Below are 21,474 nucleotides of genomic sequence, written 5' to 3'. Positions count from 1 at the left end.
CCGGCAGGTAGCCGCGGTGCGGGCGTATACGCCCACGTTCGGGGCGCGCATGCCAGACTGCCTCCTGTGGTGACACAGGTCCAGGACTTCACGGCAGAACTGCGCAACGCGCTCCGCGCGGAGGACGTGCCCCACGGCGCCGTGCCCCCCGTGGACGATTCGGCACGAGCCCGCGCGGAGTACTCCACCGACGCCTCGAACTACCGGGTGGTGCCGCAGGTGGTGGTCTTCCCCCGGCACACCGACGAGGTGCTGGCGGCGCTGCAGGTGGCGCGCACCCACCGGGTGCCGATCACCGCGCGCGGGGGCGGGACCTCGATCGCCGGGAACTCGGTGGGTCCGGGAATGGTGATCGACTTCTCCCGGCACCTGAACAAGATCCTCGACCTCGACCCCCACGCCCGCACCGCCCGGGTGCAGCCCGGGGTGATCATGACCTCGTTGCAGCAGGCCGGTGCCGCCCACGGCCTGCGGTTCGGCCCGGACCCCTCCAGCCAGGCCCGGGCCACGTTCGGGGGGATGATCGGCAACAACGCCTGCGGCCCGCACGCGCTGTCCTTCGGGCGCACCGCGGACAACACCCGCTCGCTGCTCGTGGCTGACGGCACCGGTCGCGTCTTCGAGGCCGGCGCCGGTCCCGAGGCGCTGGACCAGGTACCCGGGCTCGCGGCTCTGATGACGCAGTATATGGCGCTGATCCGCACCGAGTTCGGACGATTCTCCCGCCAGGTCTCGGGTTACTCCGCCGAGCACCTGCTGCCGGAGAACGGGCGGGACCTGGCCAAGTTCCTGGTCGGCTCCGAAGGCACCCTGGCCACGGTGCTGGAGGCCACCGTCGATCTGGTCGAGGTGCCCCGGGACCCGGTCCTGCTGGCACTCGGCTATCCGGACATGCCCTCGGCGGCCGATGCCGTCCCGGCGATGCTGGCGCACAAGCCCCTCGCGGTGGAAGGGCTGGATGCGGCGCTGGTGGACGTGGTCCGCAACCACCACGGCCCGGCCGCGGTGCCCGACCTCCCCCCGGGTGGTGGCTGGCTGATGGTGCTGGTGGGCGGGGAGGACGCCGACTCCGCGATGGCCAATGCGCGGGCCGTCGCCGCCGACGCCGGCACCGAGCACACCCAGGTGGTTCCCGCCGGTGCTGAGGCCCAGGCTCTGTGGCGGATCCGGGCCGACGGGGCGGGCCTGGCCACCCGGACCGCCGTCGGCGAACCGGCCTGGCCCGGGTGGGAGGATGCCGCGGTGCCCCCGGAGCGCCTGGGCACCTACTTGCGCGAGTTCGACGCGCTGCTGAAGGACTACGGCGCCTCCGCGCTGCCGTACGGGCACTTCGGCGACGGGTGCATCCACGCCCGCATCGACCTGCCCCTGACCGACGCGCAGGGCCCGGCGATCTTCCGTTCCTTCATGCTCGACGCCGCCGCGCTGGTGGCCTCCCACGGCGGGTCCTTCTCGGGCGAGCACGGCGACGGCCGGGCCCGCGGGGAGTTGTTGCCACTGATGTACTCGGCCGAGGCGATCGGGATGTTCGCAGGGATCAAGGCGCTGTTCGATCCCGAGGAGCACCTGAACCCCGGCATCATCGTCAAGCCCGCCGCGGTGGAGGCCGATCTGCGCCGCCCGACCGCGCGTCCGCTGCCGCTGCTGCCCGGGTCCGGCTTCTCCTTCGCCCACGACGGCGGGGACTTCACCAACGCGGTGCACCGGTGCGTCGGAGTGGCCAAGTGCCGGGCGGACCTGCCCGGGTCGTTCATGTGCCCCTCCTATCTGGCTACCCGCAACGAGAAGGACTCCACCCGGGGGCGCGCCCGGGTGCTGCAGGAGATGGCCACGGGCGAGTTGTACAGCGACTTCTCCGCGCCGCAGGTCCACGAAGCCCTGGACCTGTGTCTGTCCTGCAAGGCGTGCTCACGGGACTGCCCGGTGGGTGTGGACATGGCGCAGTACAAATCGGAGGTATTGCACCGTACATATCGAGGCAAGCGGCGCCCGATCAGCCACTACGCGCTGGGTTGGCTCCCCCGGTGGGCACGCATCATCACCGCCGTCCCGCCGCTGACGTTCCTGGTCAACACCGCGCTGAGGGTGCGGCCGCTGGCGTGGTTGGTGCAGCGCGGCGGGGGGATGGACACGCGTCGGTCGATGCCCTCCTTCACCACACAGCGCACCTCCCGCTGGTGGCGCCGTCGGTCCAACGGCGCCGGTGGATCCGGGGGGTCCGGTGCCCGGCCCGCCGTGAAGGTCTGGGTCGACTCCTTCTCCGAGCACATGGACGGCGCCGGCGCCCGAGCCACTCTGACCGTGCTGGAACAGGCCGGGTACCGGGTGGAGACGGTGGGTCCGGGAGCGTGCTGCGGACTGACCTACATCTCCACCGGACAGCTCGACGCCGCACGAGCCCGGCTGCGCCGCACCATGGACGTCCTCGGCCCGATCGTGGCCTCCGGGGTACCGGTGGTGGGCGTGGAGCCCTCCTGCACCGCGGCACTGCGCTCCGATCTGCCGGACCTGTTTGCCGACGATCCGCGTGCTCACGCGATCGCCAAAGGCGTGTACACGCTCTCGGAACTGCTCACCGCCGAGGCGCCGCTGGGCCCGGCCGACTGGGAGCCGCCGTCGTTGACGGGCCGGGAGATCATCGCCCAGCCGCACTGTCACCAGCACGCCGTGATGGGGTACGAGGCGGACCGGGCGCTGTTGACCAGGGCGGGAGCGCGCGTGCGCACCATGAACACCTGCTGCGGGCTCGCCGGCAACTTCGGGATGGAGGAGGGCCATTACGAGGTCTCGGTGAAGGTGGCCGAGCACGAGTTGCTGCCCGCGCTCGGGGAAGCCGGGCCGGACGCGGTGTTCCTTGCCGATGGCTTCTCTTGCCGCACCCAGGCGCAGGACCTGGCCGGGATCGGTGGGGTGCACCTGGCGCAGTTACTCGCGCGCCCCTGAACGCACCCGCCGTTGGCGGCAGGCGCGGTCCGGGGCGATCCGCAGGCCCCCACCACCGCATTCGTCGAGCGATCCGGACGGGTCGATGTGCACCACCACCTCAGCGCAGTCGCATCCCAAGACGCCCGGGGGTGAACCCTCCACAGCCGCCCTGGAACGTGAGACGATGAGGGCGTTCACGTTCCTCTCTCTGGCTGGTTCATGTCCACCTTCGTGCTCGACTCCGGTCGGTTGGCTCCGGCGACGCGTGCGGGCATCGTTCCCGATGGATTCAACGCCGGATGGTGCGACCTGGTGCGACAGGACGTGCTCGACCTGGTCGGCCTGGATGCGTTCGCGGTGGCGTGGGACGGGGGCACACCACCGCTGCTGACGGCGATGGACGCCACCGGAGCGGCGGCGGCGGCAGCGGTGCTGCCGCGGCTCGACCTGGTCACGCTGTCCGAACTGCTCGCCCGCGCCGGCCACGTCCACACGCAACCGTGGCACGTGACCGCAGGGCGTTACGGGGCCGGGTTGGCGGCGTTCCGACGGGACTGGAACGCGTTCCGGGAGGCACGCTCATTCCCGCCGGCCCGCTCGCCCGCTCTGGTCGTGGTGACCGGGGCGATCTCGGCCCAGGTTCGCCAGGCGCTCCCGCTGCTGACCGGGGTGCATCTGGTCCGGGCCCAGGTGCGTCAGGATGATCGCGGCCGGGACCTGCTGGATCTGGACGTCCTCTCCCGCACCGGAGCAGATCGGAGTGGGCCCGGAGCCGTCGAGGTGGCCGCGGAGGGCGACGTCGCCCTGAGCGTGAACGGGGCCACGGCCACCAGCAACGGCGCCGCGGTGACCCCGGCCAACACCACTGCGACGAGCCGCACCGACGGCGCCGTGACGGCCTCGGTCGCCGGCTCAGCGGTGCACTCGACCAACGGCGCCGCGGCGCCTCCGACGAACGGCCAGGCACGCCGGAACGAGCCAGAGGCACCCACCGCGATCACCGCGATCACCGCCCCCACGCCGGACGATGCCGGCGCCCCGCCCGGACCCGTCATCGCTGAGGATGTGCGTACCACGGCCGATCTGCCCTCCGGGCTCGAGGCGCCACCCGGTCCGGAGTCACCATCGAACTCGGATGCAGCACCCAGACCGGATGCACCCTCCGGACCCGATGCACGAACGTCCGCCGAAACGGTGCAGCAGGGGTGCTCGGATCTGCAACGGCTGGCCGTCCTGGTCCGGGCTCCGGTCCAGATCGAGTTGGAGTACGGCAAGACCCGCCGCCAGGCTACGTTGCGCCCGGACGGGCGGGTGGTGCTGGCCGACGGCACGGTACACACCGACCTGGCGCGCGCCAGCATGCACCTGGCCGGCGCCGCGCCTGCCGACCCCTGGCAGGCCTGGCGGTTCGCCGACGCCAACCTCCCGCTCGCCGAGGCCCGGGCCGAAGCGCAGCGACACCACACCGCGCGCCCCGCCGCGCAATCCCCGGATGCGCCCGTACCGGGCCGCCGGGCCCGTCTCTGAGCCGGAGCCGCACCGGATCGGATCACGGCGGACGCACTCGTCCGGGTACATCAAACGATCAAACGAAGGAGCCATGTGAACGCACCAGTTACGCACCCGCCCAGAGTGGGACTGATCGGGGCCGGAGCGATCGCCGGCGTACACATCCAGGGATGGCTGGCACTGGGTGCCGACGTCCTCGTCTTCTCCAACTCCGGGGCCGAGGAGTTGACGGCGCGGTACGGCGGCAGGGTCGTGGCCGACCTCGAGGATCTGTGGCCCCAGGTGGACATGGTCGACATCGTCACCCCCACCTACACCCATGCCGAGATCGCCCTGGCCGCGATCGCCGCGGGTAAGCACGTGGTCTGTGAGAAGCCGCTCGCCCTGGACTCCGGCACCGCCGCGGAGATCGTGCGCGCCGCCGACGACGCCGGGGTGCACCTGTTCCCGGCGCATGTGGTGCGCTACTTCCCGCAGTACGCCACCGCGTATGCGGCGGTGTCCGCCGGTGCGGTCGGTGAGGTGGCGGTGAGCCGGTTCCGCCGGATGAGCGCCGCCCCGCTCGCCCCATGGTTCTTCGACGAGGCGGCCTCGGGCGGGCTCGTGCTGGACCAGATGATCCATGACCTGGACCAGGCCAGGCTGATCGGCGGCCCGGTGGCCTCGGTGTTCGCCCGGTCCGCCAGTCGCACCGGCGAGCAGGGCACCACCGCCAGCGCGACCGTGACCCTGACCCACACCAGCGGGGCGATCAGTTACTGCTACGGCGTCTGGGGACACCCCGGCCTACCGTTCACCTACTCCTTCGACATCGCCGGCGACGCGGGCAACCTCAGTTACGACTACGCCCGTGACGACACCACCCGGGTCAGCATCTCCGGTCCCGCCGGACCCGGCGGGTACGTCCCGGCGGCTGACCCGGCCGAGAGCCCCTACACCACCCAGCTGGCCGACTTCCTCGCCGCGATCCGGGGCGATGGCACCCCCACGGTGACCGGCGCCGACGGTGTGGAGGCGGTCGCGCTGGCCGAAGCGGCGATCGCCTCCATCGCCAGTGGACAACCCGAACCGATCGCCGAACGGAGCCATTCATGAGCGCCGCCCCGAACGACGCCTCCGCGAACCCCGCGCCGACCCCTACGGCGCCGGCACCGGCACCACTGCGGGTCGGGCTGCTGTCCTTCGCCCATACCCATGCACTGGCCTATGTCCGGGCGTTGCGCGATGACGCCAGTGTGGACCTGGTGACCACCGACACCGGTACCTACGACCAGGGCACACGCCGCGGCGCGGACTTCGCCCGCGATCAGGGCGTGCGGTACCTGGACAGCGTCGCCGAGGTGCTGGACTGGGGTCCCGACGCGGTGGTGATCGCTTCGGAGAACGCCGAGCACCACGAACTCACCCTGGCCGCGATCCAGGCCGGGGCGCACGTGCTCTGCGAGAAGCCGCTGGCCCTCAACGACGCGCAAGCCCGTGAGATGGTGCAGGCCGCTCGGGACGCCGGCGTGTGGCTGATGACGGCCTACCCGGTGCGGTTCCACAGCGCCTTCGCCGCACTGTTGGCCCGGGTCCGCGCCGGTGAACTCGGGCAGATCATCTCCATCCACGGCACCAACAACGGCAAGATGCCACTGGCCCAGCGCACCTGGTTCACCGATCCGGAACGCTCCGGTGGTGGTGCGCTGATGGACCACGTGGTGCACGTGTCGGACCTGATCGACGAACTGCTCGGGGAAGCCGCCGAGGAGGTCTACGCGGTCACCAACCGGATCCTACGCAGTGAGGCCGGCCGCGATGTGGAGACCGGGGGAGTGGTCTCGGTGCGATACCCCTCCGGGGTGATCGCCACCATCGACTGCTCCTGGTCGGTGCCCGACCACGCTCCCAACTGGGGCGGGCTGACCCTGGAGGTCCACGGCACCGCCGGGTCGATGCGGATCGACCCCTTCGCCGGCCACCTCACTGGCTACACCGAGCACGGCCCGGCGCACACCGCCTTCGGTGCGGACCTGGACGCCCGGATGATCGCCGAGTTCCTCGACGCGGTGCGCTCGAGCCGGCCGCCCCGCCCCGACGGCGACGTGGGTCTGCGCACCCTCGCGGTGGTCACCGCCGCACAGCGTTCGGCCGCGTCGGGCCTGCCGCAGCCGGTACACACCGGGTAGGCCCCGCCGTCCTCGGTGCTCGTGCGGCACGTCCCTCGGCCCCCTGCCGCGGCACGACGGCCGCCTCCCTCAGAACAGCGGCAGCGCCTGCGTCAGGTCCGGGGTGCCATCGGCCAGGTGCTCCGGGCGCAGCGCGCCGGCGTTGATCGCCTGCGCCCAGGTGATCCGGCCCGCAGCGGCGCGGATCCAGGCGGCCTCATCGGCCACGGCCAGGTCGTACCCGGTGCGGTGCTCCAGGATCTCCAGCAGCGCCTGCGCCACGATCCTCCGGGCGGCCCCGGTCACCGGCACCGGTGGCCCCAGGAACCGCGCCAGGTCATAGCCGTGCACCACCAGTTCCACCAGCCGGGTCAGCACCAGGTCACGCAGCCGCAGCGGCCCGCGCCGGCCCTGCACCACGGCGGCACCACCGCCGGTGCTGAGCCGCTCCAAGCCGGTGAAGGCCTCCTGCGCCGCGCGGTCCAGGCCGCCCAAGGGGTCCTCGGCGTTCCGCTCGGCCAGTTCGATCGACCGGTCCCGGATGGTCGGGGCCGCGGGCGCGTAGCCCTGCACGTACTCACTCAGCGATAGCGGCTCGGCTTCGGGAACCGTCTCGGCTGCGGCCAGGGCACCCATCGCCAGCCCCAGGTGGGCGACCAGGTCGGCTACGCTCCAGCCGGGTAGCCCGGAGGGGTCGGCATAACGGTCCGGGGGCAACTCCTCCAGCCGGGTCCGCAACAGGTCCCACTGGTCGCGCAGTTCGGTGCTCAGGCGCTGCAGGGTCAGATCCATCGTGCTCCTCCGGCCGTGGTCCGCGGTGGTGGTAGTCAACCACGCACCCTCGCTGCCGCACAGGCGCCGGACCGGGCGGGGACGTTCCCCTCAGTGCGCCAGGAACTCACCCACGACCGCGCCGAGCTGGTCGGTCTCCACCAGGAAACCGTCGTGGCCGTAGTCCGAGCGCAGCAACCGGAAGGTGCCATCGCGCACCCCGTCGGCGATCCGGAGCCCCTGCTCGGGCAGGAACAACCGGTCGGAGTCCACCGAGACCGACAGCGTCGGGGCGGTGATCTCCGCCAGCGCCGAGTCGACTCCGCCCCGGTCCCGACCCAGATCATGGGTGAGCATCGCGTCGGTCAGTACCACGTAGGAGTTGGCGTCGAAGCGTCGCGCGAGCTTGCCGGCGTGGTGGTCCAGGTAGGACTGCACGGCGAACCGTCCGCCCCCGCCCAGGGGCTCCTCGGCGCCCTGGGGGATGCGACCGAACCGCTGGTCCAGTTCCTTGGCGCTGCGATAGGTGGTGTGCGCGATCTGGCGGGCCACGCCCAGGCCGTGGTGCGGCCCGTCGTCGTCGGCGGCCTGGTAGTAGTCCCCGCCGCGGTAGCGCGGGTCGGAGCGGATCGCACCCAACTGGGCGTGCGCCCAGGCGATCTGGTCCCCGGATGTCTGGGCGCAGGTGGCGATCGCCACCACCTTGCCCACCCGGCCCGGCGTGCTCACCGCCCACTCCAGGACGCGGTGACCACCCATCGACCCGCCCACTACCGCGGCCCAGGTGCCGATCCCGAGCCGGTCGGCCAACTCGATCTCCGCCGCTACCTGGTCCCGGGCGGTCAGGTACGGGAACCGGCTACCCCACGGGGTACCGTCCGGGGCGCTGCTGGAAGGTCCGGTGCTGCCCTGACACCCACCGAGCACGTTCGGGGCCACCACGAAGTAGCGAGTGGTGTCGATCGCCTTGCCCGGACCCACCAGCCCCGACCACCAGCCGGCTGTGGGGTGGCCGGGTTCGGCATCGCCGGTCACGTGGGAGTCCCCGGTCAGGGCGTGCAGGATCAGGATCGCGTTGTCCCCGCGCGCATTCAGCGTGCCCCAGGTCTGGTAGGCCAACGTCACCTGGGGTAGCCGGCCACCGGCCTCCAGGTGCAACGGCCCCAGGTCGGCGAAGTGCCGCCGGCCGACCGGGTCACCCTGGCGCCAGGCCGCCGACGCCGGTACCGGCCCGGTCAACGGCCGACGGCGGGGGCGGGCCACCGTGGGGGGCTCACCGCCGGCCGGGGCCGGCCGCCGGTAGGACCCCGGTGTGGTCTCATCCGGTGGTGTCGGCCTCATGCTGTCTCGGGGGTGGTGGACCGGGTCCCGGCGGTGCCGCTCACGGCCGCGGCGGCCGCGAACCCCTTGTCCAGGTCGGCCAGGATGTCATCGATGTGCTCCAGGCCCACCGCCAGGCGCACCAGGCCCGGGCTGACCGCACTGGCGGCCTGCTCCTCCGGGGTGAGCTGGGAGTGGGTGGTGGAGGCCGGGTGGATCACCAGCGAGCGCACGTCGCCGATGTTGGCGACCAGGGAGTGCAACTCCAGTGCGTCCACGAACGCCTTGCCTGCCTGCAGCCCGCCGGCGATGTCGAAGGAGATCACGGCACCGGCACCCTGGGGGGTGTACTTGGTTGCCAGCTCGTAATAGGGGCTGTCCGGCAGCGAGGCCCAGTAGATCTTCTCGACCTGGTCCTGGCCCTGCAGGTACGTCGCTACCTTGTGCGTGTTGGCCACGTGCCGCTCCATCCGCAGCGACAGCGTCTCCACGCCCTGGGAGATCAGGAAGGCGTTGAACGGGGAGGCCGCCGGTCCCAGGTCGCGCAGCAGCTGCACGCGGGCCTTGAGGATGAAGGACAGGTTCGCCCCGAACGGGGAGCCCACGCCGAGGTCACGGGCGTAGACCAGGCCGTGGTAGCTGGGGTCGGGGGTGTTGAAGTTGGGGTACTTCTCCGGGTACTTCGCGTAGTCGAAGGTGCCGCCGTCCACGATCGCCCCGGCGATGGTGGTGCCGTGCCCGCCCAGATACTTGGTGGCCGAGTGCACCACCACGTCCGCGCCCCACTCCAGCGGGCGCAGCAGGTACGGGGTCGCCACGGTGTTGTCCACCACCAGCGGCACGCCGAGGTCATGGGCGACGCCGGCGATCGCCTCGACATCGAGCACATCGCCCTTGGGGTTGGGGATGGACTCGCCGAAGAACAGTTTGGTGTTCTCCTGTGCGGCCTCGCGCCAGGCCTGCGGGTCGGCCGGGTCCGCCACGAAGGTGACGGTGATGCCGAACTTGGGCAGGGTGTGGTGCAGCAGGTTGTAGGTGCCCCCGTACAGGCTGGAACTGGCCACCAGGTGGTCACCGGCCTCGGCGATGTTCAGGATCGCCAGCGTCTCCGCGGCCTGGCCGGATGCGACCAGCAACCCGCCCACGCCGCCTTCGAGGGAGGCGATCCGGTCTTCGACCGCGGCCTGGGTCGGGTTGGTGATCCGGGTGTAGATCGGGCCCAGGTCGGACAGGGCGAACCGGTTGGCGGCCTCATCGGTGTCCTTGAAGACGAAGGACGTGGTCTGGTAGATCGGCAGTGCGCGGGCGCCCGTGGCGGAGTCCGCCGTCTGGCCGGCGTGAATCTGACGGGTCTCGAAGTTCCAGTTGTCGCTCATCGGGTTCTCTCTCGCTGAAGGTGGAGGGATGAGCGGCCCGGCGGCGGCGCTACCGAACCAATCATCCCTGGATCGGGGGCGCATCGGGCAGGCAGCGGGCGCGCGGATCTGCGCGACTCCGCATCAGCCGATTTTCGGGCAGGCCGGATGCGCGAGTGGGCTGCACATTCGACCGAACATGATCCTCACCCTAAGCGTCACCTTCGCCCGCGGACACCCTGTCTCATATGGCGGACGCGGTGGCCGCGCCGAACCCGGCTCAGTGGCCGCGCCGAACCCGGCTCAGTGGCCGCGGTCGATCCACTCCTGCCGATGGGGGGCCTCGGCCGCAATGGTGGTGGACGGCCCGTGCCCGGTGTGTACGGTCGTCTGCCCTGGCAGCGTGAGGAGTTGGTCGGTGATCGAGTCGATGATGGTGTCGAAGCTGCTGAACGAGCGTCCGGTGGCGCCCGGCCCTCCGGCGAACATGGTGTCCCCGGTGAACACCACGTCCAACTCGGGCACGTGGAAGCAGCACGCGCCGGGGGAGTGGCCCGGGGTGTGCAGCACGTGGATCTCGACCCCGGCCACCGTGATCACCTGGCCATCGGCCAGCTCGCGGTCCGGGCCCACCTCGTACACGCGGTCCCACAGCATCCGGTCCCGGGGGTGCAGGTAGGACGGCGCACCGGTGGCGTCGTAGAGGTCGCCGACGGCGGTGATGTGGTCATCGTGGGCATGCGTGCACAGCACCGCCACCAGGCGGCGGGAGCCGATCAGTTCCAGGATCGGTCCGGCCTCGTGCGGGGCGTCGATCACCACGCACTCGGCGTCGTTGCCGAGCACCCAGACGTTGTTGTCCACCTCCCAGGTGCCCCCGTCCAGGGAGAAGGTGCCGGATGTGGTGGTGTGGGAGATCCGTGCGGTGCTCACAGGATCACCACCGAACGCAATACCTCGCCGCGGGCCATCTTCTCGAACGCTCCTTCCACTTCGTCCAGGCCGATCGTCTCGGTGACGAACGCATCGAGATCGAAGCGGCCCTGCCGGTACAGGTCGATCAGCATAGGAAAGTCCCGGCTTGGTAGGCAGTCGCCGTACCAACTGGACTTCAGCGCACCGCCGCGGCCGAAGATCTCCAGGAGTGGCAACTCGACGGTCATCTCCGGCGTGGGCACACCCACCAGCACGACGGTGCCGGCCAGGTCACGGGCGTAGCAGGCCTGCTCGTAGGTCTCGGGCCGGCCGACCGCCTCGATCACCACATCGGCGCCGAATCCACCGGTCAGTTCCCGGACAGCCTCGACCGGGTCCGTGGCCGAGGAGTTGACGGTGTGCGTGGCCCCGAAGGTGCGGGCCAGTTCCAGCTTCCGATCGCTGATATCCACGGCAACGATCGTGGTGGCCCCGGCCAGGTGTGCCCCGGCGATCGCGGCATTGCCCACGCCGCCGCAGCCGATCACGGCCACCGAGTCCCCCCGGGTGACGCCGCCGGTGTTGACCGCGGCGCCGAAGCCGGCCATCACGCCACAACCGAGCAGGCCGGCTGCCGCGGCGGAGGCGTGGCGGTCCACCTTGGTGCACTGGCCGGCGGCGACCAGGGTTCTGGTGGCGAATGCCCCGATGCCGAGGGCTGGGCTCAGCGGCGTGCCATCGGTCAGGGTCATCGGACGGCTGGCGTTGTGGGTGTCGAAGCAGTACCAGGGCCGGCCCCGGGAGCAGGCACGGCACTGCCCGCAGACCGCACGCCAGTTCAGGATCACGAAGTCTCCCGGCGCCACGTCGGCGACGCCTTCGCCGACCGCTTCGACCGTTCCGGCGGCTTCGTGGCCGAGCAGGAAGGGGAAGTCGTCGTCGATGCCGCCCTCGCGGTAGTGCAGATCGGTGTGACACACCCCGCACGCCTCGACGGTCACCACCGCATCCCCGGGCCCGGGTTCGGGCACCACGATCTCGACGAGTTCGACCGGTGCGTTCCTGCTCCGGGCGATGACACCTCTGGCTGTGCCGGTCATGGGCTCCCCCTGCTCCTCGACGACCGCGACTGGTGGCCTCCGGCCAATCTAGGCGCAATCAGCTCCGGCGTCATGATCTTCCTCACACCCAAGGAGCAAGGTGGGCGATCCCGGCACGGGAAATGTGTTGATCGCGTTCAATGGGAACAGTGTGACAGTTGTGAACATCGGTGCTGGTGTTCACAAGTGGGCGCTTGTGCACTACGGTGTGGGAGGCGGCTGGTCAACGCGACACGCCGGTAGCAGTAGGTGAGTAAGCCGTCGGGGATGGAGTAGGTCATGGGTTCTGCACGACATTCACGTCGTGGCGTCGCTTTCCTCTCCGCTTTCCTCTTGGCCGGTTCGGCCGGGATCGCGGCGGCGTCAGCCTCACCGCAGATCCCCAGTCAGGACGACATCGAGGAGTCCTGGGCCCAGGTTGACGACACCGCCGGGCAGGTCGCCCGGCTCGAAGTGCAACTGGTCACCAACGCGGCCAGCCTCGAGGTCGCCGAGCAGGAAGCCGCGATCGCCACCGACCTGTACAACCAGGCCGCGATCGATCTCGAGACGGCCGAGGCCGAGGAACTCTCGGCCGCCGATGATGCCGCCCGAGCCGACGCCGAACTGCTCGAGGCCAGCGAGGACGTCGCACGCCTGGCCACCGCCGCCTACCGCAACAACGGCGGGCTGGGGCACCTTGAGGTGTTCCTCAGCGCCAGCGGGGTCCAGGACGCGATGCACCGGGCCACCACGTTCGACCGGCTCGGGGGCGGTGCCGACGAGGCATTCCAGCGCCTGGATGCGGCCGAGATCGTGGCCGCCCTCATGCACGACCGGGCCGAGCGGGCGGTGGCGGAGAAGGCTGACGCCGCCGCTGAGTTGGAGCTGCGCCACCAGGAGGCCGAGGCCGCCTACCAGGAGGCCTTGCAGATCCAGCAGAGCACCGCGGCCCAGCGCACCGATCTGATCGGCCAGCTGGCCACGCTGCGTCAGACCAGTTACGAACTGGAGGAGCAGCGCCAGAACGGCCTCGAGGAGCAGCGCCGCGAGCGCGAGAACCGTGCAGCGGCGGCGGCACTGAACGTGGAGCCGGCTCAGCCGGAGTCCGACACCGGCTCCGCGTCCCAGTCCGAGCCTGGCTCCGGCTCGGGATCCTCGGGGAACTCCTCGCCGGAACCGTCGACCCCGGCCCCGTCGCCGTCGAATCCGGCCCCGTCGCCGTCGAACCCGGATCCGGCCCCCTCGCCGTCGAACCCGGATCCGGCCCCGTCGCCGTCGAACCCGACGCCGACCCCAACCCCAACCCCAACCCCGACGCCGACCCCAACCCCGACGCCGACCCCAACCCCGACGCCGACCCCAACCCCGACGCCGACCCCGACGCCGACGCCGACCCCGACGCCGACCCCAACTCCCACCCCGACGCCCACCCCACCGCCCAGCAACGGTGGCGGCTCCTCAGCCTCGGTGGGCCAGGCCGCCCTGAACTGGGCATCGACCCAGATCGGTAAGCCCTACGTCTTCGGCGCGGCCGGACCGAACTCCTATGACTGCTCCGGTCTGACGCAGCGGGCCTTCCAGAACGCCGGCAGGTCCCTGCCTCGCACCACCAGGGACCAGTACGCCGCGGTGGCGAAGGTTCCGGTCAACAGCATGCGCCCGGGCGACCTGATCTTCTACTCCAGCAATGGTCAGGCCTCCGGCATCTACCACGTGGCCATCTACGCCGGGAACGGCATGCGGGTACACGCCCCCGCGCCCGGCAAGACCGTGGAGCGGGTACCGGTCTGGTGGACCAACGTGCTGCCGATGGTCGGGCGTCCCTGACCCTGCACGAGCCACTGGTTCCCGGCGGGGGCGTGCGCGCACTGCGCTGAGCCCCTGAGCGCGAACCCGGGCGGGCCGGTCACGGGGCGCGCGCAGGCCACGATCGTGCGCCCGCTAGCGCCTGCTCAGGTCTGCCAGGGCGTGGGGTGGGTGTAGCCCTCGTCCTTGGCGCGCTGGAAGGAGCGGGTGATCTCGGCCTCGGCCTCCTCGCGGCCCACCCAGTGCGCGCCCTCGACCGACTTGCCCGGCTCGAGGTCCTTGTACACCTCGAAGAAGTGCTGGATCTCCAGGCGGTGGAACTCCGAGACGTCGTCGATGTCGCTGCGCCAACTGGCCCGCTGGTCCGCCTTGGGCACGCACAGCACCTTGTCGTCCCCACCGGCCTCATCGCGCATCCGGAACATCCCCAGCGCCCGGCAGCGGATCAGGCAGCCCGGGAACGTCGGCTCCTCCAGCAGTACCAGGGCGTCCAGCGGATCGCCGTCCTCCCCGAGCGTGCCGTCGATGTAGCCGTAGTCGTCGGGGTACCGGGTGGAGGTGAACAGCATCCGGTCCAGGCGGATGCGGCCGGTCTCGTGGTCCACCTCGTACTTGTTGCGGTGCCCCTTGGGGATCTCAATCGTGACGTCGAATTCCACTGCCGGCTCTCCTGAATCGTTGACGTGATCTGAGCCTAGTGTGGCCTAGCCTTCTGGTGGGTGCCTAACGTCGGCACCGCCGAACACGGTCAGGAGCGGAGAAGCGGGTGGTAGATCGCCAGTCTGGGGCCAACCGGTCCGCGTGCACCCCGGGGCGCGGTGGTGGCGGACCGGCCCGTAAACGCCCCGGCACATCCACGGGAAGGCCGACGGCGCAGCCCGGGCGCCGTAGCCCGGCTGCTGCGGGCGCGGGCTCCTCCGGGCAGCACCGGCCCGGGTCCCGCCCGCCAGCCGGCCACGACGGTCGCGCCGGTGCCCGCCCGAGCGGCTCAGGTGCGTCGCGGGGTGGTTCGGGGCGGGGACGCAAGCCCTCCCCGGCCGCACGTGCCCGCGCGCGCCAACGCCGTCGTCGTCGGCTCTTCCCGCTGCTGGTGGTGCTGGTGCTGCTGGGCGGCTACGTCTACCTGGACATCCGCGACATCGTCCCGGGACTGCTCACCACCGACGAACCCTGGCCGGATGCCGAACCCTTCCCGACCGCCCAGGTGCCGGCCGCGGCGGACCTGGGCGCGGTGGCCCCGGGCCCGGACGATGCCGCTCCTGTTCCGAGCACGGAGTCGTTGACGTCGCTGACTGCGGCCCTGCTCGATGACGAGCGCGCCGGCCCCGACCCCTCGGTGATGGTGACCGACCTGCTCACCGGGGAGGTGCTGCTCGATGAGAACGCCGGGCAACTGCGCGCGCCGGCCTCGGCGCTGAAGTTGCTCGCCGCCGTGGCGGCCCTGGAGACCATGGGCCCCGAGCACACCTTCCCCACCCGGGTGGTCGATGGCGGAGTGGGCCAGATCGTGCTGGTGGGTGGTGGGGACATCACGTTGGCCGCCGACGAGGGGGCGGCGAGCGGGCCGCTGCGCCGCGGCGGGCTGGGCGACCTGGCCGGGCAGGTGGCCGAGAGCCTGCTGGCCGACGGCACCACGCAGGTGACCCTGAGCCTGGACGACACCCTGTTCACCGGACCGCTGATGGGGCCGAACTGGACCGACGGGGACCGCACCGGCGGCTGGGCGATGCCGATCCGACCGATCGCGGTGGACCTGGGCCGCCAGCAGGGCACCAACGCCCGCCAGCAGGACCCGGCGATGGCCGCTGCGGAGATGTTCGCCGAGCGGCTGGACGAGCGCGGCGTGGAGGTCACCGAGATCGAACGCGGCTCCTCCCTGGGTGAGACGGTGCTGGGGGAGGTCACCTCGGCGCCCCTGGCGGACCTGGTGGCCTACACCCTGCAGGCCTCGGACAACCCGCTCGCCGAGGTGCTCGGGCGGATGACGGCACACGCGATCGAGGGGGAGACCAGTTTCAGCGGCTCCGGGGCGGCGGTGCTGGAGGTCCTGGAGGGGCTAGGGGTGGACGTCGAGGGCGTCAGCCTGGCGGACACCTCGGGCCTGAGCTCCGATAGCCGGGTGAACGCCCGGGTCCTCACCGAGGCGGTGCAACTGGCCGCGTCCCCGGAGCACCCGCACCTGGCCGACGCGATCCGCGGGATGCCGGTGGGGGCGCTGGAGGGCACGCTACGGGACCGCCTGGGCGGAACGGCTGCGGCCGGGGCGCTCGCGGCCAAGACCGGCACGCTGCCGCAGGTGGTGTCCCTGACCGGGATGGTGCACACCGCCGACGGACGGGTGCTCGCCTTCACCGTGCTGACCGGTGACTTCGAACGCGGCGCGGCCTACCTGGCGCGCCTGACCGTGGACGACTGGGCCTCCCGCATCGCCGACTGCGGGTGTTGAGTGCGCGTTCGTCCCCGTCGCCCACCGGGGCAGGGCACAGTTCTCGTTGCCGGTGGTCCCGAGCGTACCGGGGCATCCGGCGAGCGTAGGCTGGGGTTATGACCGCGCCTGCATCGACCGCCCAGCCCGAGACCGTCTCGTCCGTGGACTGGTCGGCCGCCACCCGCCGGGCCCGGGCCCTGGTGCGCCCCGGCCCCCGCACCGAGCGCGGCGAGGCCTCACTGCTGGTGGAGTCGCTCCGCTCGGCCGGCGCGCGCGCACCCGAACTCGTCGGTGAGGTCACCGGCCTGACCGAGCCGGCGTCCCGGATCGCCGCGGAACCGGTGTACGTGGTGGACCGGGGGCGTTGGATCGGGGCGAATATCGCCACGTTCGCCCACCTCACCGACGGGCTGTTGCCCGAGGCGCCCAACCGTGCCTCGGCGCGCCTGGCCGGAGAGGAACTGGGTGTGGTGCTCCCGCTGCTGGCGAGCCGGGTGCTGGGCCAGTACGACCCGTTCGCCGGCGCCGCCGGTGGCGCTCATGGCGGACGCGGATCGGGGTCCGGCGGGCGGCTGATGCTGGTGGCTCCGAACGTGCTGCACGTGCAGCGGGAGCTGCGACTGGATCCGGGCGACTTCCACCTGTGGGTGGCCCTGCACGAGCAGACCCACGCCCTGCAGTTCGCCGCCGCCCCCTGGCTGCCCGAGCACCTGGCCGGCCTGATGCGTGAGTTGATGGGCTCGATGCTGGCTCAGGAGAGTGCCGCCGACCGGCTGCGCGACTTCATCTCGGCATTGCCGCGGGCGATCGGTTCCGACAGCACCGAACCGGCCGGGGCGCTGCTGGGTTCGGTGATGACCGAGTCCGAGCACGAGATGATGGGCCGCACGGTGGCGGTGATGTCGCTGCTGGAGGGCCATGCCGACGTGGTGATGGACGCCGTGGGCCCCCAGGTGGTGCCCACGGTCAGCCGGATCCGGGCCGCCTTCGACAAGCGCCGCAACTCCCCGGGGTGGGCCGAGGCGATCCTGCGCCGGTTGATGGGGATGGACGCCAAACTCGCCCAGTACCGCAACGGTGCCGCGTTCGTGCGGGCCGTGGTGGACACGGTTGGCCACGAGGGGTTGAACGCGGTGTGGACCGACGCGGCGAACCTGCCGGCCTCCGAGGAGATCTCCGACCCGGACGCCTGGCTGGCCCGGGTGCACGGCTGAGACCACCGGCGATGCCCACCATGCCGCCGGGCACCGCCGCGGTCCGCGGTGCGGTGCGCACACTGCTGCGCCGGCGGCTGGAGGAATCGGCGCTGGTGCCCAGGGACCTGGTCATGGTGGCCTGCTCCGGTGGCGCGGACTCCCTCGCGCTGGCCGCAGCGACCGCCTTCGTGGCCCCGCGCCTCGGTCTGCGCGCGGGGGCGGTGAGCGTGGACCACGGCATGCAGCCCGGCTCGGCACAGGTCAGTGCCACCGCGATCGAGGCGTGCGCCGGCCTGGGCCTGGAACCGGCGCTGGTCTACCGCGCCCGGCCCGACGTCCCGGGCGGGCTGGGTCCGGAGGCCACCGCCCGCGCGCTGCGCTATGAGGCACTGGAACGCGCCGCCCGGGACACCGGCGCCGCGGCGATCTTGCTGGGCCACACCCTGGATGACCAGGCCGAGACGGTGCTGCTGGCCCTGGCCCGCGGCTCGGGCACCCGCTCCCTGGCCGGGATGGACCCGGTGCGCGGGCCGTACCTGCGAGCCCTGCTCGGGGTGCGCCGGGCCCAGACCGAGGCCGCCTGTGCCGAGGCGGGCCTGACGCCGTGGCACGATCCGGCCAACACCGCCGAGGGACCCTGGCGCACCGCCGACGACGCCCCGCTGCCACGCGCGGCGCTGCGGGAGCAGGTGCTGCCGGCCCTGAGCCGGGTGCTCGGGCCGGAGGTCATCGGTGCCCTGGGCCGCACCGCCGACCTGGCCCGGGCCGATGCCGACCTGCTCGATGAACTCGCGCGGGAACTCGGTGCCCGGGCCGAGCAGGCACCGGGCGAGGTGAGCACGACGTCCGCGCCCCGCTCGGCGGCCCGGTCGGGCGGGGTGAGCCCCACGCAGGCCGAGCACTGTCCGGACCGGGCGGGCGTCGTCGTCCTCGCCGTCGCCGTGCTGGCGCAGGGCCCGACGGCGTTGCGCACCCGGGTGCTGCGCGCGGCCGCGGTGCGAGCCGGCAGCCCCGCCGGATCGCTGAACGCCGCGCATGTGCAAGCCGTGGATGCGTTGCTGACGCACTGGCGCGGCCAGGGCCCGATCCACCTACCCGGTGGCGTCCGTGCGGTTCGCCGGTGTGGGAACCTAGAGTTGGGCCCAGCAGGACCGCTGCGGGCCGATGGGCATGAGCGGTCCCGGCCGGACCGAGCCGACGAATCAGGAGGACCGCGTGGACGCCAGCACGATGAGTGAGGATCTGGAGAAGATCCTGCTCACCGAGGAGCAGTTGCACACCCGTCTGGATGAGATGGCGGCCGAGATCGATCGCGACTACGCCGGCCGCGAGGTGTTGCTGGTCGGGGTGCTCAAGGGCGCCGTGATGGTGATGGCCGACCTGTCCCGGCGCCTGAACGCCGACGCCCGGATGGACTGGATGGCCATCTCCTCCTACGGCTCGGGCACCAAGTCCTCCGGAGTGGTGCGGATCCTGAAGGACCTGGACACCGATCTGCACGGTAAGCACGTGCTGGTGGTCGAGGACATCGTCGACTCCGGGCTCACGCTGTCCTGGATGCTGGCGAACCTGCGCTCCCGTGGGCCGGCCTCGGTGGAGGTGGCGGCGATGCTGCGCAAGCCGGCCGCGTCCAAGGTCGATGTGGACGTGCGGTACGTGGGCTTCGACGTGCCCGATGAGTTCGTGGTCGGGTACGGCCTGGATTACGCCGAGAGGTACCGGCACCTGCCCTTCGTGGGAACCCTGGCCCCGCACGTCTACGACACGTGAGCCGCGCCACCGGTCGCTGGCGTCCGGACCACCGAGCGGAGCACCCGGTTCCGACCGCGGTGTGGTCTCGGACACAATCGGGGCCCCGCTGCGACGCCATGGGCGAACACGCGCCGCTTCGCCCCGGTGCGTCGGATAGCGTCATGCTGCGAACACTGCGAGCAGGAGGGACGGGGCGCACCCCCCGGAGATGAACGTCAAGAAACTCTTCCGAGGTCCATTCATCTGGATCCTCATCGCCCTGTCCATGCTCTGGCTCAGTATCCGCATCTTCTCCGCTCCGGGCGTGGAGGAGATCGACACCTCCACCGGCCTGGAGCTGCTCGCCGGCGACACCGTGGAACAGGTGCAGATCACCGACGGGCAACAGCGGGTGAACCTGGTCCTGTCCGAGGACTACGAGGTGGACGGGGAGAGCAAGGGCACCGACCTGGAGTTCTACTACACCGAGCCCCAGGGCGAGGCCGTGATCGAGGCGATCGTGGCCGCCGAGCCCGAGGGCGGGTACAACTCGGTGGTGCCGCAGACCCCGTGGTGGACCACGTTCCTCATGACGTTCCTGACCATCGCGCTGCTGATCGGGGTGTTCTGGTTCATCCTCTCCCGCATGCAGGGCGGCGGGTCGCGGATGATGAACTTCGGCAAGTCCAAGGCCAAGCAGGTCACCAAGGAGACCCCGAAGGTGCGGTTCTCCGACGTGGCCGGAGCCGATGAGGCCGTGGAGGAGATGGAGGAGATCAAGGACTTCCTCGCCGACCCGGCCAAGTTCCAGGCGGTGGGCGCCAAGATCCCCAAGGGCGTGCTGCTGTACGGGCCGCCCGGGACGGGTAAGACACTGTTGGCCCGGGCGGTGGCCGGTGAGGCCGAAGTGCCCTTCTACACCATCTCCGGCTCGGACTTCGTGGAGATGTTCGTGGGCGTGGGAGCCTCGCGGGTGCGGGACCTGTTCGAGCAGGCCAAGGCGAACGCTCCGGCGATCATCTTCGTGGACGAGATCGACGCCGTGGGTCGCCAGCGCGGCGCCGGCCTTGGTGGCGGGCACGACGAGCGCGAGCAGACCCTGAACCAGATGCTGGTGGAGATGGACGGCTTCGACGCCAACGCCAACGTCATCATGATCGCCGCGACCAACCGGCCCGACATCCTGGACCCGGCCCTGCTGCGCCCGGGCCGGTTCGACCGGCAGATCACCGTGGAAGCACCGGACCTCAAGGGTCGCGAGGCGATCCTGGCGGTGCATTCCCAGGGCAAGCCGATGGCCCCGGACGTGGACCTGCACATGGTGGCCAAGCGCACCCCCGGATTCACCGGCGCCGACCTGGCGAACGTGTTGAACGAGGCCGCGTTGCTGACCGCCCGCACCCACGGCACCACGATCACCAACAAGGCCCTGGACGAGGCCATCGACCGGGTGATCGCCGGCCCGCAGAAGCACAGCCGGGTGATGAACGAGCAGGAGCGCAAACTCACCGCCTACCACGAGGGCGGACACGCGCTGGTGGCAGCGGCGCTGCGTTACACCGACCCGGTCACCAAGGTGACCATCCTGCCGCGCGGGCGGGCCCTGGGGTACACGATGGTGATGCCCGCCGAGGACAAGTACTCCACCACCCGCAACGAACTGCTCGACCAACTCGCCTACGCCATGGGTGGGAGGGTGGCCGAGGAGATCGTCTTCCACGACCCCACCACCGGCGCCTCCAACGACATCGAGAAGGCCACCGCCACCGCACGGCGGATGGTCAAGGAGTTCGGGATGAGCGAACGGGTCGGGGCGATCAAACTGGGCTCGGCCTCCGGCGAGGTGTTCCTCGGCCGGGACATGGGCCACGAGCGGGAGTACTCCGAGGACGTGGCCGGCCGGGTCGACGCCGAGGTGCGCCGGCTGATCGAGTCTGCCCATGACGAGGCCTGGGAGATCCTGACCGGGTACCGCCACGTGCTCGACGAACTCGCGCTGGAACTGCTGGAGCGGGAGACCCTGAACCAGCAGGAACTCGCGGAGATCTTCGCCGCCGTGACCAAGCGCGACCCGCGCCCGGTGTGGCTGTCCAGTCAGCAGCGCACCATCAGCGACAAACCGCCGGTGCGCTCCTCCCGGGAGATCGCCGGAGGCGAGGGCCAGGAACTGCCCCAGGACCAGGCCGCCGCCGCCGGGGGCGAGACGGCGAACCCGCCCACCGGCACCGCGCCCGCACCGGACCCGGAGCCACCGGCCCCCGGGCAGTAGCCCCGCTGTCGGGGTGGCGC

General features: G+C 71.4%; 16 protein-coding genes. 10 read left to right on the top strand and 6 right to left on the bottom strand.

Annotated elements, in window-relative coordinates; all coding sequences use genetic code 11:
- Positions 1-66: 66 nt before the first annotated feature.
- The 4 genes from ACO0LV_RS04750 to ACO0LV_RS04735 all read left to right on the top strand — a co-directional run bounded on the left by ACO0LV_RS04750 (position 67) and on the right by ACO0LV_RS04735 (position 6,602).
- The gene (locus ACO0LV_RS04750; RefSeq protein WP_424786726.1) at positions 67-2,943 is read left to right on the top strand and encodes an FAD-binding and (Fe-S)-binding domain-containing protein; all 2,877 of its coding nucleotides are present in this window, start codon (positions 67-69) and stop codon (positions 2,941-2,943) included.
- Positions 2,944-3,144: 201 nt separating this feature from the next.
- Complete coding sequence (locus tag ACO0LV_RS04745) at positions 3,145-4,452, top strand: hypothetical protein (RefSeq protein ID WP_424786725.1); 1,308 nt, start codon at positions 3,145-3,147, stop codon at positions 4,450-4,452.
- A gap of 75 nt (positions 4,453-4,527) precedes the next feature.
- The gene (locus ACO0LV_RS04740) at positions 4,528-5,529 is read left to right on the top strand and encodes a Gfo/Idh/MocA family protein (RefSeq protein ID WP_424786724.1); all 1,002 of its coding nucleotides are present in this window, start codon (positions 4,528-4,530) and stop codon (positions 5,527-5,529) included.
- Positions 5,526-6,602 carry a Gfo/Idh/MocA family protein gene (locus tag ACO0LV_RS04735; RefSeq protein WP_424786723.1) on the top strand — a complete coding sequence of 359 codons (1,077 nt, stop codon included), beginning with the start codon at positions 5,526-5,528 and terminating at the stop codon, positions 6,600-6,602. The genes ACO0LV_RS04740 and ACO0LV_RS04735 overlap by 4 nt, the downstream gene beginning before the upstream one ends.
- A gap of 69 nt (positions 6,603-6,671) precedes the next feature.
- Here ACO0LV_RS04735 and ACO0LV_RS04730 read toward each other — a convergent pair whose 3' ends face one another.
- From ACO0LV_RS04730 to ACO0LV_RS04710, 5 genes are all read right to left on the bottom strand, one after another.
- The gene (locus tag ACO0LV_RS04730; RefSeq protein WP_424786722.1) at positions 6,672-7,412 is read right to left on the bottom strand and encodes a maleylpyruvate isomerase family mycothiol-dependent enzyme; all 741 of its coding nucleotides are present in this window, start codon (positions 7,410-7,412) and stop codon (positions 6,672-6,674) included.
- 51 nt (positions 7,413-7,463) lie between these two features.
- Positions 7,464-8,693, bottom strand: coding sequence for a homoserine O-acetyltransferase MetX (gene metX, locus ACO0LV_RS04725; RefSeq protein WP_424786721.1), 1,230 nt, complete (start codon positions 8,691-8,693; stop codon positions 7,464-7,466).
- The gene (locus tag ACO0LV_RS04720) at positions 8,690-10,048 is read right to left on the bottom strand and encodes a bifunctional o-acetylhomoserine/o-acetylserine sulfhydrylase (RefSeq protein WP_424786720.1); all 1,359 of its coding nucleotides are present in this window, start codon (positions 10,046-10,048) and stop codon (positions 8,690-8,692) included. Before ACO0LV_RS04720 ends, metX begins: the two co-directional genes overlap by 4 nt.
- A 282-nt stretch (positions 10,049-10,330) precedes the next feature.
- Positions 10,331-10,960 (bottom strand): MBL fold metallo-hydrolase, encoded by a 630-nt coding sequence (locus ACO0LV_RS04715; RefSeq protein WP_424786719.1) that lies wholly within the window; start codon positions 10,958-10,960, stop codon positions 10,331-10,333.
- A complete protein-coding gene (locus ACO0LV_RS04710; RefSeq protein ID WP_424786718.1) occupies positions 10,957-12,042 on the bottom strand; it encodes an S-(hydroxymethyl)mycothiol dehydrogenase in 1,086 nt (361 codons plus the stop codon). The genes ACO0LV_RS04715 and ACO0LV_RS04710 overlap by 4 nt, the downstream gene beginning before the upstream one ends.
- A 279-nt stretch (positions 12,043-12,321) precedes the next feature.
- Here ACO0LV_RS04710 and ACO0LV_RS04705 point away from each other — a divergent pair, with 279 nt between their 5' ends.
- Complete coding sequence (locus ACO0LV_RS04705; protein ID WP_424786717.1) at positions 12,322-13,851, top strand: NlpC/P60 family protein; 1,530 nt, start codon at positions 12,322-12,324, stop codon at positions 13,849-13,851.
- 125 nt (positions 13,852-13,976) lie between these two features.
- On the opposite strand, the gene ACO0LV_RS04700 is transcribed toward ACO0LV_RS04705, so the two are convergent.
- Positions 13,977-14,489 carry an inorganic diphosphatase gene (locus tag ACO0LV_RS04700; RefSeq protein ID WP_424786716.1) on the bottom strand — a complete coding sequence of 171 codons (513 nt, stop codon included), beginning with the start codon at positions 14,487-14,489 and terminating at the stop codon, positions 13,977-13,979.
- A 431-nt stretch (positions 14,490-14,920) separates the two neighbouring features.
- On the opposite strand from ACO0LV_RS04700, the gene dacB reads away from it, so the two are divergent.
- The 5 genes from dacB to ftsH all read left to right on the top strand — a co-directional run bounded on the left by dacB (position 14,921) and on the right by ftsH (position 21,454).
- Positions 14,921-16,276, top strand: a complete 1,356-nt coding sequence (gene dacB / locus ACO0LV_RS04695) for a D-alanyl-D-alanine carboxypeptidase/D-alanyl-D-alanine endopeptidase (RefSeq protein ID WP_424786715.1) — start codon at positions 14,921-14,923, stop codon at positions 16,274-16,276.
- Positions 16,277-16,374: 98 nt separating this feature from the next.
- On the top strand, positions 16,375-17,472 hold the full coding sequence (locus ACO0LV_RS04690; RefSeq protein WP_424786714.1) for a zinc-dependent metalloprotease: 1,098 nt from the start codon (positions 16,375-16,377) through the stop codon (positions 17,470-17,472).
- 11 nt (positions 17,473-17,483) lie between these two features.
- Positions 17,484-18,692, top strand: a complete 1,209-nt coding sequence (gene tilS / locus ACO0LV_RS04685) for a tRNA lysidine(34) synthetase TilS (protein ID WP_424786713.1) — start codon at positions 17,484-17,486, stop codon at positions 18,690-18,692.
- Complete coding sequence (hpt, locus tag ACO0LV_RS04680) at positions 18,685-19,224, top strand: hypoxanthine phosphoribosyltransferase (protein ID WP_424786992.1); 540 nt, start codon at positions 18,685-18,687, stop codon at positions 19,222-19,224. Before tilS ends, hpt begins: the two co-directional genes overlap by 8 nt.
- A 190-nt stretch (positions 19,225-19,414) precedes the next feature.
- The gene (ftsH, locus tag ACO0LV_RS04675; RefSeq protein ID WP_424786712.1) at positions 19,415-21,454 is read left to right on the top strand and encodes an ATP-dependent zinc metalloprotease FtsH; all 2,040 of its coding nucleotides are present in this window, start codon (positions 19,415-19,417) and stop codon (positions 21,452-21,454) included.
- Positions 21,455-21,474: the final 20 nt, after the last annotated feature.

The organism is Pseudactinotalea sp. Z1739 (genome assembly GCF_049725055.1).
In the GTDB taxonomy this organism is placed as follows: domain Bacteria; phylum Actinomycetota; class Actinomycetes; order Actinomycetales; family Beutenbergiaceae; genus CALKWS01.
This window is presented reverse-complemented; position numbering and strand designations above follow the sequence as displayed.